Genomic DNA, 12,553 nt, shown 5'->3' with positions numbered 1-12,553 from the left:
GATCGGCGATGACGAGCACAGTGACCCGGCCGGGGCCGCCGGGGAGCCCCGAGCCGCCCTCCGCGCCGGGAGGTCGCGGAGGGATCGCCGGGCTGCTCGAACTGCCGGGCAACGGGATCCGCGCGATCATCCGGTCCGCGGCGACCACGCCGGGCAGGCTGTCGGTGATCGCGATCGGGCTCGTCCTGCTGTCGCTGGTCGCGGGCCTGTTCGGCACGCTGGCCGCGCAGGACAAGAAGGACACGATCAACGGCCTGATCGACCACCGCGAACCGCTCGCCGCCGCCGCGCAACAGGTCTACCGCGCGCTTTCGGACGCCGACGCGACCGCGGCCAGTTCGTTCCTCTCCATCGGCACCGAGCCGCTCGCGATGCGCCAGCGGTACGAACGCGACATCGCGGAGGCCGGGGCGGCGCTGGCGAAGGCGGCATCGGACTCCTCCGGCGTCGACGAAGCGGCGGAGCGGATCAACACCCTCGGCCGCGAAATCCCGGTCTACACAGGACTGATCGAGACCGCGCGCACCTACAACCGGCAGGGTTTCCCCGTCGGCGCCTCGTATCTGCGGGAAGCGTCCGAGCTGATGCGGGCGAAAATCCTTCCCGCCGCCCAGGACCTGTACCGCATCGACACCGACCGGCTCGCCGCCGAACAGGACGACGCGACCGGATTTCCTTGGCTGGCAACGGCTTTGGTGCTCGCCCTGCTCGCCGCGCTGATCGTCACGCAGGTGCATCTGACGCGGAAGACCAACCGGCTGCTGAACGTCGGGCTGGTCGTCGCGACGGTGTCGGTGGTGGTGGCCCTGCTGTGGGGCGCGGTCGCGCTGATCGTGCAGAGCTCCCTCGTCGGCAGCGGTGAAGAAGACGGCTCGCACCAGGTGGACGTCCTCGTCCGTGCCCGGATCGCGGCACTGCAGGCACGAGCCGACGAAACGCTGACCCTCGTCGCCAGGGGTGACGGCGCGGCGTACGAAAAGGACTTCATCGATCTCGCCGGGCAACTCGGCGGGACGGACGGCCAGGGCGGCTTGCTGGGCGAGGCCCGCGGTCTCGCCGCGGGCGGCGCGGCCGCGGACAAGGTGGACGCGGCCATCCAAGCGGCGTCGGCCTGGTTCAAGGCGCACGGGCAAGTGCGGAAGCAGGACGACGACGGCTCGTACCAGGACGCCGTCGACACCGCCATCCGTGACGACAAGCCCGACGGTGCCGCCAAGGCGTTCCTGCGGCTCGACGAGAACCTGGTGGCCGCGATCAACGTGGGACGACAGGAATTCCTCGACGACACCCGCGGCGCCGAACGCGCGCTGACCCTGCTCGCGCCGGGGATCGCGGTGCTGGCGCTGATCGCGGCGGCGGGGTCCGCGTTGGGAATCCGTGAACGGCTGAGGGAGTACCGATGATGCGGAACGGTCTGCGAACGGCCGTGCTCGGCGCGGTCTTGGTGCTGGCGACGGCTTGTGGCAGCGCGGGGGCGCCGGTCGACCCGGCTCCCGTCGGCGAGGTCGCGCCGCCGCAGCCCGCGAACGTCGGCGGCGCCGACAACGCCGGCGGTGGTGGAACGACCGACACGAGTTGCAACCCGCTGGCCAGCCTGCGGCCGACCAGCGGCACGTCGATCACCAGCGGCTCGACGATGGCGAAGATCAAGGAGAACGGCAAACTCGTCGCGGGCGTCGACCAGACGACCTTCCTGTTCGGCTTCCGGAACCCGACTTCGGGCCAGCTCGAAGGCTTCGACATCGACATGGTCAACGAGATCGCGAAGGCGATCTTCGGCAGCGCGGAAGGCCGTGTGCAGTTCCGCGCGATCCCGTCGAAACTGCGGGAAGAAGTGCTCGAGAAGAAGCAGGTCGACATCGTGGTGCGGACCTACAGCATCACTTGCAGCCGGCTGAAGAAGGTCAACTTCTCGACCGCGTATTACCAGGCGGGGCAACGGATCCTGGTCGAATCCGCCTCGAAGATCGGGAACCTGGCGGACCTCGGCGGGCGGCGGGTGTGCGCGACCAAGACGTCGACCTCGCTGACGAAGATCGCGGCGGATCCGTCGAAGCCGGTGCCGGTCTCGGTGGACAACTGGTCGGACTGCCTGGTGATGCTGCAGCAGAAGCAGGTCGAGGCCGTGTCGACGGACGACGTCATCCTCGCCGGGATGCTCGCGCAGGACCCGACGCTGAAGATCGTGGGGAGCCGGTTCACCGAGGAGAACTACGGCATCGGTGTCCCGAAGGAGAACGAGGACATGGTGCGGTTCGTGAACGCCGTGCTGGAGAACGTGCGCGGCGGCGCGTGGCAGGCGAGCTACGCGAAATGGATCGGGAACAAACTCGAGGGCGGGACGCCGCCTCCGGCCCAGTACAAGTGAGAACGGGCCGTTCGGGATTCGCTCCCGAACGGCCCGCTTCGGCTCAGGGGGACTTCTCGCCGATCACCGGCGGCACCGGCTTCCCTTCGCCTTCGTAGCCGCCGAACAAGACGTCGGCGTCTTCCTCCTGCAGGTAGTTCGGGGCCTTCTTTTCCTTGTCCTCTTCCTTTTGGCCCCTGCCGCCCGGGGCGCCACCGGCACCCATCGCGCCCGGGCCGCCGCTCTTGCCCGCGGCGGCCGCGCCACCCCGCGTGATCCGCTCCTCCGGCAGCTTGCCCGCCCCGGACCCGCCGCCCTTGCCCGCGAGCTTCTCGGCCTCACCGGCCGAAACCTTGCCGCCGGCGAGCCGCTCGGCGACGTTGCCCGAGCCGCCGTTGCGCCCGAACCCGCCGCCTCCGCCACTGGTCAACCGGCTCGCCGCGCTGCCGCCCGGCCCGCTCGTCGTCCGGCCGGGCTTGCCGCGATACTGCTCGCCGCCCAACCGGCCGAGCCCGCTGGGGCCGGGCGTGTTCAGCGCCGCCAACCCCGGCGTCGGCCCAGGCCGGAACGTCCCCGGCGGCCCGCCGGCCGGCTGACCCGGCGTCGGCCCCCCGGTGTGCCCGCCACCCGTGGTGATCCCGGGCCCCGGCGCCGGCGCGCTCGGACCACCCGGCCCGGGCGTCCCCGGCCCAGGACCGCTGTTGGGCCCCGGCCCACCGCTGAAGCCGTTGACCTCCGTACCTCCGGAGAACCCGGACGCGGTCGTCGACTCGCCCATCTCCGGCGGCGGGGCGAACGTGGGCTGCTTGGAGTTGACGTCGAAAAGCGACTGGTCGTAGGTGTGCATCACCTGCGCGGCCTGCTGGTGCGCCTGGAACGACTGCTCCTGCTTGGCCGAAATGTTGCCGACCGTGTCCACCGCCCCCGCGAGGTTCCCCGTCGCGAGCTGACTGAGGGCGTTCTTGTACTCGGCGTTGCGGTCGAACGGGACCTCTTCGGGCATGGAGTTCTTCGCGGTGGTGGCCGCGGCGGCGGACTGGGAGAACCGGTTGGACGCGAGATACGCGCCGTCGCCCGCGGTGTCGGCCCACTTGCTGATGTCGGAGAAGAAATCGGTGACCGACTTGGCGCCGTCGCCCTGCCAGTGCTCGCCCTCTTTGCCGATCGCGTCGCGGACGGCGTTGCTGAAGGTGTTCAGGGAGTTGCCCTGGTTGTTCCAGAGCTGCCCCTTTTCGTCGATGTCCTGCGGATCGAGATCCTGCGTGACCATGTTCTTCAGCTCGCCGTGCGGGACCGCTTCATAGCGCTGGTCCGACGGGTTGAGTCCGGTGCGGAACTGCTGGCCCTGCGTGAGCGCCGCGGCCTGATCGGCCGAGTACTGCCCCGCCTTCGCTTCAGCCGTCAGCCTCGCCGTCAGGGAGTTGCCGCCCGGGCCCGCGTTGACCTCGTCGTACGTTTCGGAGTACCGCTTGGCCTCATACGTCCGGCCGGTGTTGCCCATCGCCGAGAACTTGCTGTCGAAGTCGTCTTGGCCGACGTTGACCATGGTCCCTCCCGTTCCGTAGTCAGTTGCCTCTGGGCAGTTTCGGTTCAGCGGCTTCTGCGATCTCGCGGATTTCGACGGCGTCCCGGCTCGGAACCTTGGTTCCTTGTCCTGGCGATAGCCGGCCGATGCCGGCTTCCGGGACTTCGTAGGTCTTGACGACTGGTGGGTCGAAGCTTTGGGCCGTGGCGGCGGGCTCCAGCAGATCGCAGGCGCGGAGGTCTTCGACTACATCGGCCGTCGGATGCACACGCACCAGCGACCGCGAGTACCGCGATCGGTGCGCTCAGAGAACCTCCACGCAAGCGAAGGACCATCAGCTCACCTTGGGAAGTTTGGGCTCAGCGGCGATGGCCAGTTCTCTGGCGAGTGCGCAGGCTTCTTCGTTCGTGCCCTCGTTGAGGGACGTCGATGCCGTCATCCGGGCAGTGGGGGTGACAGCGATCGCGACGGTGCAAGCTTCGGTGCCGGAGTCGCCTGGAATTTCGACGGCCTCACGGCCACCGACCTTGGTCGGGACCTTGGTTCCTTGCCCAGGGGACAGTTGGTCGATGCCCGCCTCGGGAACGAGATAAATGCTCACGGATGCGTAGCCTCGCTTTTGGGCCGCGCACCCGTTGTCACTTTCGTATCGTTCGATTTCCGGGGCAGCGAAGCCCTTGGGCGTCGTGGTGGGTTCGAGGAGTTCACAGGCTTTGAGATCACCGAAAACGTTCGCCGGGTTCCCGCTTTGCGAACTCGATGGCGCCGCGGACGAGGGCCCGGGAACCGCATTTCCCGGTTTCTCCTGCGAGCAACCGGACAGGAGGAGGGAGAGCGCGATCGGCAGGCCGGCAAGCTTCAAAGATCGTGGATTGGTGTCCATGTCGGTTCGAGTCAGTCCTTTTGCAGAGATTTCAAACGGTCAGCGCTGCCTGCGTCTTGTTCCCGATACTTGGATTTGGCCAGCTCTATCGCTGCCTTGGCTCGGCCGAGCACGCTCTGGAGCGCGTCCAGTTGGGTCTTGGCCGACAGTTCGTCGCCGTCGGCCACGCGGGAGGCGTGTTGCCCGACTTGTTGAGCGAAGGGGCCTGTGCCCAGTTTCGGGTGCTCGGCGAGTCGTTGAAAGGCCCGCTGGTTCTTAGCCCAATCCGAGACGTAGTCGTCGATGGCGGTCTTCAAGGCCTCCCCGGCCTCCTCGCTGACCTTGAACCGCCCCTCCTTCGCCGCCGTCACCATCCGGTCGGCCTGCGCCGAGAAGTCGCCCAGAATGTCCGAGAAGTTGCCCGGCGGTCCGCCGGCACCTTCAGTCATGGTCTCTCCCCTGTACCAAGTCCCGGTTACTCATAGCGCTCGTCAGATCACGATATCAGCGGAAACGACCCGCAAGAACGCCTTCCGGCGTGGATCACGCACTGCCGACGCGGGCGGCTTCGACCAGGTCGTGGACCCATCGTGCCAGGTGAGAGCCGCTCGTCGGGGTGAACGTGCGGCGGACTTCACCGTCGGGGAAGCGGTCGGTGGCGAGCATGAAGCGGCCCTGAACGCTGTCGAACCACTGGACGCTCTTCTGCTGCGGTTTGCCCCGGTCGTCGCGCAGGGTGACGCTGACCGTGCCCAGCCGCGCGAGGGGGTGCTCGAAGAAACGGCCGGCGGCGCCCAGGCGGAGGTTGTCCGGGTCCTCGTCGAACGGGTCGTCCGGTCGTTTGGACGGGGGGAGTGTGCTGGACGTCGTCACCCGTCCGGGGAATGGTTGCAGTGATGGCAGGTAACCGAGGAGGGTCGCGACGACCTGTTCGGGGTAGACCGGCTCGAAGAGGATGTCGAATCCGCGTTGCTGGCTCACGACACCCAGGCGGCTGTTCCACGCGCCCCGGTAGAGGTATTCGGCGTCCTGCTCGACCTCGTGCGCCTCCATGGTGAGAACGAAGTCGCCGGTGGCCCAGAGCCGGAGGGTCTGGTCGTAGTCGCGCAGGAGTTCACCGCCGCGGGCGAAGCCCCGCTCGGCCAGCCCGGCCCAGATCTCTTCGCAGTGCCGCTCGCGTTCGGAGATGGTGGTCCCGACGGTCGGGATCTCGAAGGGCAGCACGAATCTGCCGAGCCCGAGACCTTCGAGTACGACGTCGAGTTGGGCCATCGACATCGAAAATGACGCAGGCACCGGTCCCTCCCCCTCATCACCTGCTGAATCGGTTCTCCACCGCACCGTAGCGGGTTCGACCCGGCGCGGACACGACCTGCCTGCTCACCACTAGGATCGGGGATGACGCCGTCGCGGGGATTTCGGGAGGTACCAGTGTCGGAAGAGCCGCGCCGTCCTCGGCACGCAGCGCCGGACGACGCCACGCCGGACCGTGAGGCGGAGTCCGCCTCCTGGACGCCGCCGGCGCCGGTCCGCTGGGATACGCCCGAACCGTCCATTTCCGGCAGGCTCGATCTCTCCGATCCGTCGCGGCCCAAGCAGGAGCCCAGGCCGGAGAGTGACGCCGAGCGCACGGCCATCCACGCGCCCGTCCAGCGGCCGCAGACTCCGCCGCGCGGCCGGCAGCGGCCGATCCCCGGCGCCGAGGATCCGACGCGCCCGCCGGGCGACATGGCCCCGGTGAGTCCGAAGAACCAGGCGTCCGCCGACGCGCCGCAGCCGACCAGCGTGCTCGCCTCGCCGGCGCCGGAGACGCAGAGCATCATGCCGCCGACGCCGCGCGTCGACAACGGACCCGGGCAGCTGCCGGATCCGGGCACGGAGAGCGTCCTCCCCGAACGACCCAGCGAAAGCCGCGGAACCGGCACCGGCACCGGATCGGGCAGCCGTGGCACGGGCACCGGCACCGGAACCGGCTCGTTCCCCGGCACCGCGCGCCGGACGTCGTCGCGCACGTCGCGTCGTGGCCGTCTCGGCGCGGGCCTCGTCGACGTTCCGCAGGTGCCGTACCGCGACCCGGCCTCCGCGGTCCTCGACAACCCGATGGTGTCGGAGGAGAAGCGCTTCTGCGGTAGTTGCGGCGCCAAGGTCGGCCGCGGCAAGGACGGCAAGCCCGGCTCGCCCGAGGGCAACTGCGAGAAGTGCGGGAACCCGTTCTCCTTCGTTCCGAAGCTGCGGCCGAACGAGATCGTCGGCGGCCAGTACGAGGTCCTCGGCGCGCTCGCATACGGCGGGCTCGGCTGGATCTATCTCGCGCAGGACCACAACGTCAGCGACCGCTGGGTGGTGCTCAAGGGTCTGATCGACACCGGCGACGCCACCGCGATGGCGGCCGCGGCCAACGAGCAGCGGTTCCTCGCCGAGGTCGAACACCCCAACATCGTCAAGATCCACAACTTCGTGCAGCACCCGGACGGCGACACCGGCAACTCGGTCGGCTACATCGTCATGGAGTACGTCGGCGGCCAGTCGCTGCGGCAGCTCGCGCTCGCGCACCACCGCGAGACGAAGCGCCCGGAGCCGCTGCCGATCGGCCAGGTGATCGCCTACGGGCTCGAGATCCTGCCCGCCATGGGCTATTTGCACGGCCAGAACCTGCTGTACTGCGACCTCAAGCCCGACAATGTCATCCAGACGCACGAACAGCTCAAGCTGATCGATCTCGGCGCGGTCCGCCGCATCGACGACTACGAGAGCCCGCTGTTCTTCACCACCGGTTACAGCGCGCCCGAGCTGGCGACGCACGGCGCTTCGGTGGCGTCGGACCTGTACACGGTCGGCCGTACGCTCGCCGTCCTCAGCTTCGAATTCTCCGGCTACACCACCAAGTACAAGACGACCCTGCCCGGCCCGGACGTCGTCCCGTTGTTCGCGCTCTTCGGTTCGTATCACCGCTTCCTGAAGCGGGCGACGCATACGGACCCGGACCGCCGGTTCATCGCGGCCGAGGAGATGGCCGACCAGCTGACCGGTGTGCTCCGCGAGATCATGGCGCTGGGTACCGGGAAGCCGCGGCCCGGCGCATCGACCGTGTTCGGCCCGGAGACACGCACGTTCGGCGTCGACATGGTCGTCCCGGAGCACGGCGGGAGTGTGCCGCTGCCGGATGCCGGTGAGGTGGTCACGGGTCTGCCGATCCCGCAGGTCGACACGGACGACGCGGCGGCGGGTGTGCTCGCGTCGACGGTCGCGCTCGATCCCAAGGGCGCGATCGAGTCGCTGGCCGGCGCGCCGCGCGAGTCGATCGAGGTCCGGTTGCGCATCGTCCGGGCCCGGATCGAGCTGGGTGAGCTCGTCGAGGCACAGCGGCAGCTGCAGGCGGCGCAGTACCTCGCGATCAAGGCGGGCTTCCCGCACGACTGGCGGATCGACTGGTACCGCGGACTGATCGAGCTCGCGGGCGGCCGGTCCCGCGTCGCGCAAGTCGCGTTCGAAGCGGTGTACGACGACCTGCCCGGCGAGATCGCGCCGAAGCTGGCGTTGGCCGTCAGCGCGGAGGGCGTCGGGGACTACTTCGGCGCCGCGCGCTACTACGAGCTGGTGTGGCGAACGGACCGGTCGTACGTCAGCGCCGCCTTCGGCCTCGCTCGCGTGTACCTCGCGCAGGGCGCCAGGGCGAGCGCGATCGAGGTGCTCGAAGCCGTCCCGGCGTCTTCGACGCACTATGTCGCCGCGCAGGTGGCCGCGATCAAGATCAAGACCAGGATCAACGGCGGCGGCAAGGACCCGGTGATGGTGTCCGAGCGGGATCTCGTCGACGCCTCGACCAGGCTGGAGCGTCTGCAACTCGACGCCGAACGTCGCACGCGTTTGTCGGCGGAGGTCCTCGAAGCGGCGTACGGCTGGCTCAACTCGCAGAACCGGCCGACGCCGGGGGCGAAGGTGCTGGGCTGTGACCTGGACGAACGAGGCCTGCGCTTCGGGCTCGAGCGCTGTTACCGGACGTTGGCCCGGTTGGCCGGATCGGTCGACCAGCGTGTCGAACTCGTCGACAAGGCGAACGCGATCCGGCCCCGCACCCTCACCTAGCCCGCGATTCGTCATCTGAATGCGGTGGTTCGTCCCACGAACCACCGCATCCGGATGACGAAATGCTCAGGGGTTGATGTCCCACTCGCGTTCGCGCTTGGCCTTCTCGTGGGCGGCGGCGAGCTTCTGCAGCGCCTCGGGATCCCCGTGGGTGCTGAAGTGCTCGAACTCGACCCGCACGAACAGTGCCCTCGCGCGCACCGCGACAGGACCGTCTTCGGCGTCGAGCCGACCGTCGGCGCTCACGTAGATCTTCCGGCCGGCGACGCCGTCCAGTTTCGTGGCGATGTACAAGGTCGAGCCGACCGGGACCGGCCGGAGGAAATCCGTCTCCAGCTTCCCGGTGACCGCGGGGCGGCGCAGCAGATTGCCGACGGTCGCGCCGAGCGCCTCGTCGAAAGCGCAGGCGAGGAGTCCGCCGTGGGCGAGGCCGGGCGCACCCTGATGGGCGGAGGTGACGGTGAACTTGGAGTACACCGTCGTCCCTTCGCCCACCGTCGAATGCAGGTGGAGCCCGGCCTCGATCTCGTCGCCGCACCCGAAACACTCACCGAAGTGGATGCCGAGGTGACTGCCCGGCTGCGGGGCTTTCGGATGAACGGTCGCCGGTTCGACTTCGACCGGCGGCCACGGCTGCGAGATACGGCTCATGGAAAGACGTTAACTCGCCGGTAGCTCCGAGGCGCCGCCGGGAGTGACCGGTTCCGGCTTCCGGCGCCGGATGATCCGCGAACTCACGATGCGACGCAGCGACACCCCTGCCGTTTCCGGCAGCAGCAGGATCGGGATGGCCGCGATGGCCGCCGCACCCATCAGGTAGTACGCGGGCCACAGGTTGTCGCCGGTGGACTTCACCAGGCTGCCGATGACGTACGACGCCGTGCCACCGAACGCGGCGGTCGAAACGCTGTACCCGATGGAGAAACCGCCGTAGCGCTCCTGAGTCGGGAACATCGCCGGCAGCGTCGCCGCCAGCACGGCGAGGATCAGCACGAGCGGCACCGCGATCATCACCAGGCCGAGCATGAGCTGCCAGGCGTTCCGGTCGTCCGCGGCCGCGCCCATCAGCGAGAACGCCGGGATCGGCAACACCAGGAAGCTCGCACAACTCGCGATCAGGATGGGTTTTCGCCCGATCTTGTCGGACAGGATGCCGACCGGCACGATCAAGATCAGCATCAGCGCGATGGTCGCCAGGATGATCAGCAACGGCGTGTGCCCGCTGAACCCGACCACGTCCTTGAGATAGGTCTCCAGATACGTGATCACGATGTAGTCGGCGACGTTCAGCATCACCACGATGCCGATCAGGTGCAGGATCGACGTCCAGTGCTTCTTGAGCAGCGCCTTCAGCGGCGACTTCTCGACCTGGTTCTTCTTCTCGATCTCCTGGAACAGCGGAGTGTCTTCCAGCTTGTTCCGCAGGTAAAGACCGACGATGCCGAGCGGCCCCGCGATCAGGAACGGCAGGCGCCAGCCCCATTCGCGCATGGCCTCGTCGCCGAGGACGACGGTGAAGATCGTGACGAAGCCGGCGCCCATCGCGAACCCGACGAGCGTGCCGAACTCCAGCCAGCTGCCCCAGAAACCCCGGCGTCGGGCCGGCGCGTACTCCGCGATGAACGTCGCCGCGCCGCCGTACTCACCGCCCGCCGAGAAGCCTTGGATGGTGCGCAACAGGATCAGCAGGACGGCCGCGGCCGGGCCGATCGTCGCGTAGGACGGCAAGAGGCCGATGATGAACGTCGACCCGGACATCAGGATGATCGTCAGCGCGAGCACCTTCTGGCGCCCGATCTTGTCCCCCAGCGGACCGAACACGAAGCTGCCGAACGGCCGCACGATGAAGGTGATCGCGAGGACCGCGAAGGTCGCCAGCGCACCTTCCGAAGTGCTCGAAGCGTTGAAGAAGACCTGCCCCAGGATGGCGGGCATGAAGCCGAAAACACCGAAGTCGTACCACTCGATGCAGTTACCCATCGCCGCTCCGGCGACGGCCTTTCTGATCTGCTCAGGTGGGGCCTCCGCCGGTTCCCCTTTTTCCTGATGTGACGCGCTCAGCGCCTCTTCGGCCATGGGTTTGACCTCCCGACCCACCCGTTTACTTACCCATCGTCGAGGGTTTGTTCCCCCGACCGTAGGCGTTCAAACGTCGGCGTTCAGCGCTTTGAATCGGTCGAACGAACGCCGTTCCCCCGGATAGGTGACGAAGCACCAGGTGAAGCCGATGTCGGAGAATTTCCGATTACTGTGGGTCACATCCCTGCGAATCGGACGTTCCGGGCAGGAGGTCAGCGGGTCGTGACCGCCGTCGGCGGTTCGCTCGGCTGCTTCGTCGGGGTGGGCCCTGGTGGGACGGCCGTCGTCGTGCGGCTCGGCTGGCCGGTCCGGGGAACCGAACGGGTCTGCCCGGGTTTCGGCGTCGTCTCCGAAACGGGCGGTTCCTGCGGGGCGACCTCCGGCCGGGGAGTCTCGGAAGGCACGGGCGAGACCGGTGCGGGGGCGATGGTCGAAAGGCCCGGCCCCGCGGGTTGCACCGGCGCGGAACCCTCGCCGCCACGACCGCCGACGGCGATCGCGCCGAACACGATCACCGCGACCGTCGCCAGCGAACTCCCCGCCACCGCCAGTCGTTTGCGTCGTCGCCGGATCCGGCCACCCCGCTCGATGATGTCCGCCGCCCGGATACCCAGCGGGGGACCGCTCGCCCCGTGCGAAAGCACGCCTTTGATGTCCTCGTCCATCTCCTCACCTCCCATCGTCGTGCGCTCCGCTCAAGGCCAGTTCGCTGAAATGCGGTCCGAGCCGCTTACGCAGGGTCGCCAGCCCTCGCGCGGCCTGGCTCTTCACGTTCCCTGTGCTGCAGCCCAGCGCCGCGGCCGTCTCTTCGACGCCGAGATCTTCGAAGTAGCGCAGCACCAATACGGCCCGCTGCTTCGGGGCGATGCCGGAGAGGGCGTGCCTGACCAGCATCTCCTGTTCCGTGCCCCCCGCCTCGCCCGGGACGTCGGGAAGAGTGTCGGTGAGCTTCTCCCGTTTGCGCCACACGCGCCGATGCTCGGAGAGGAAGGTCCGCAGCACGATCTTGCGCGCGTAGCCGTCGAGCGCGTCGTGCCGGGAGAGCCTCGGCCAAGCCAGGTACAGCTTCAGCAGCGCGGCCTGGGTGATGTCCTCGGCCTGATGCCAGTCGCCGCACAGCAGGTACGCGGTGGCACGCAGGTTGTGCGCGCGCTCGTCGAAGTACCGGGCGAACTCGCCGTCCCACGGCGAGCCCGTCCCGGTCTTCGACGAGCGGCTCAACGACACCTAGTTACCGGCTCCTTCGACGATGGCGGGGAGGTGCAGATCCCCGGTCGGCCCGGCGGGAACGGCCTTGGGCACGCGGTGCTCACCGGGCTTCACGACGTCGGGGCGGGTCTTCTGCGGAGCGGGCTCCGGACGCGCCGGGGCGGTGGTGGCGCGGGTCGGCTCGCCCGGTGCCGCGGTGGGGGCCTCGGTCGGCGGCTGGGGCGCCTGGGTGGCCGTCGGCGACGGGGCGCTCTGATCGGCCGACGCCAGCGACGTGGTCGCGAAGGCGGCGCCGCCCGCCAGCAGCAGCGCGCCGAGGGTAAGAGCGATACGAGTACGCAAGAGTGTCTCCTCGATCCGGGCGCCGCTCATTGGCCGCGGCGCCTTACGTCGTTAGACATGCGTCCCGCCCGCCACGCGGTTGCATCGAGTTTCGAAAATCTCC

Annotated in this window: 13 protein-coding genes; 3 read left to right on the top strand and 10 right to left on the bottom strand. The window is 68.6% G+C overall.

Annotation, left to right across the window (positions count from 1 at the left end):
* Positions 1-8: 8 nt before the first annotated feature.
* Together BLW75_RS22085 and BLW75_RS22080 are read left to right on the top strand one after the other, a co-directional pair.
* Positions 9-1,403 carry a hypothetical protein gene (locus tag BLW75_RS22085; protein WP_034310402.1) on the top strand — a complete coding sequence of 465 codons (1,395 nt, stop codon included), beginning with the start codon at positions 9-11 and terminating at the stop codon, positions 1,401-1,403.
* Entirely contained in the window at positions 1,403-2,368 is a 966-nt protein-coding gene (locus tag BLW75_RS22080; protein WP_034310773.1) for a glutamate ABC transporter substrate-binding protein, read from the top strand. The genes BLW75_RS22085 and BLW75_RS22080 overlap by 1 nt, the downstream gene beginning before the upstream one ends.
* Before the next feature lie 43 nt (positions 2,369-2,411).
* Here the strand turns inward: BLW75_RS22080 and BLW75_RS22075 are convergent, their stop codons facing one another.
* The 5 genes from BLW75_RS22075 to BLW75_RS22055 all read right to left on the bottom strand — a co-directional run bounded on the left by BLW75_RS22075 (position 2,412) and on the right by BLW75_RS22055 (position 6,006).
* Entirely contained in the window at positions 2,412-3,893 is a 1,482-nt protein-coding gene (locus tag BLW75_RS22075; RefSeq protein WP_034310404.1) for a PPE domain-containing protein, read from the bottom strand.
* 19 nt (positions 3,894-3,912) lie between these two features.
* Complete coding sequence (locus BLW75_RS22070) at positions 3,913-4,140, bottom strand: hypothetical protein (protein WP_143055341.1); 228 nt, start codon at positions 4,138-4,140, stop codon at positions 3,913-3,915.
* A gap of 66 nt (positions 4,141-4,206) precedes the next feature.
* Positions 4,207-4,755 carry a DUF3558 family protein gene (locus tag BLW75_RS22065; protein WP_034310409.1) on the bottom strand — a complete coding sequence of 183 codons (549 nt, stop codon included), beginning with the start codon at positions 4,753-4,755 and terminating at the stop codon, positions 4,207-4,209.
* An 11-nt stretch (positions 4,756-4,766) separates the two neighbouring features.
* Positions 4,767-5,183 (bottom strand): hypothetical protein, encoded by a 417-nt coding sequence (locus BLW75_RS22060; protein ID WP_034310412.1) that lies wholly within the window; start codon positions 5,181-5,183, stop codon positions 4,767-4,769.
* A 94-nt stretch (positions 5,184-5,277) separates the two neighbouring features.
* Positions 5,278-6,006 (bottom strand): ESX secretion-associated protein EspG, encoded by a 729-nt coding sequence (locus tag BLW75_RS22055; protein ID WP_244175786.1) that lies wholly within the window; start codon positions 6,004-6,006, stop codon positions 5,278-5,280.
* 159 nt (positions 6,007-6,165) lie between these two features.
* Here BLW75_RS22055 and BLW75_RS22050 point away from each other — a divergent pair, with 159 nt between their 5' ends.
* Positions 6,166-8,820 carry a serine/threonine-protein kinase gene (locus BLW75_RS22050; protein ID WP_034310416.1) on the top strand — a complete coding sequence of 885 codons (2,655 nt, stop codon included), beginning with the start codon at positions 6,166-6,168 and terminating at the stop codon, positions 8,818-8,820.
* Between the two features lie 66 nt (positions 8,821-8,886).
* Here BLW75_RS22050 and BLW75_RS22045 read toward each other — a convergent pair whose 3' ends face one another.
* From BLW75_RS22045 to BLW75_RS22025, 5 genes are all read right to left on the bottom strand, one after another.
* Complete coding sequence (locus BLW75_RS22045) at positions 8,887-9,471, bottom strand: PaaI family thioesterase (RefSeq protein ID WP_020633063.1); 585 nt, start codon at positions 9,469-9,471, stop codon at positions 8,887-8,889.
* A 9-nt stretch (positions 9,472-9,480) separates the two neighbouring features.
* Positions 9,481-10,896 carry an MFS transporter gene (locus tag BLW75_RS22040; protein ID WP_034310418.1) on the bottom strand — a complete coding sequence of 472 codons (1,416 nt, stop codon included), beginning with the start codon at positions 10,894-10,896 and terminating at the stop codon, positions 9,481-9,483.
* 215 nt (positions 10,897-11,111) lie between these two features.
* Positions 11,112-11,564 carry a hypothetical protein gene (locus BLW75_RS22035; protein ID WP_241783523.1) on the bottom strand — a complete coding sequence of 151 codons (453 nt, stop codon included), beginning with the start codon at positions 11,562-11,564 and terminating at the stop codon, positions 11,112-11,114.
* Between the two features lie 4 nt (positions 11,565-11,568).
* Complete coding sequence (locus BLW75_RS22030; RefSeq protein WP_034310423.1) at positions 11,569-12,126, bottom strand: SigE family RNA polymerase sigma factor; 558 nt, start codon at positions 12,124-12,126, stop codon at positions 11,569-11,571.
* Complete coding sequence (locus tag BLW75_RS22025) at positions 12,127-12,480, bottom strand: hypothetical protein (RefSeq protein WP_034310425.1); 354 nt, start codon at positions 12,478-12,480, stop codon at positions 12,127-12,129.
* Between the last annotated feature and the right edge of the window lie 73 nt (positions 12,481-12,553).

Source organism: Amycolatopsis lurida (assembly GCF_900105055.1).
Lineage (GTDB): Bacteria > Actinomycetota > Actinomycetes > Mycobacteriales > Pseudonocardiaceae > Amycolatopsis > Amycolatopsis lurida.
This window is presented reverse-complemented; position numbering and strand designations above follow the sequence as displayed.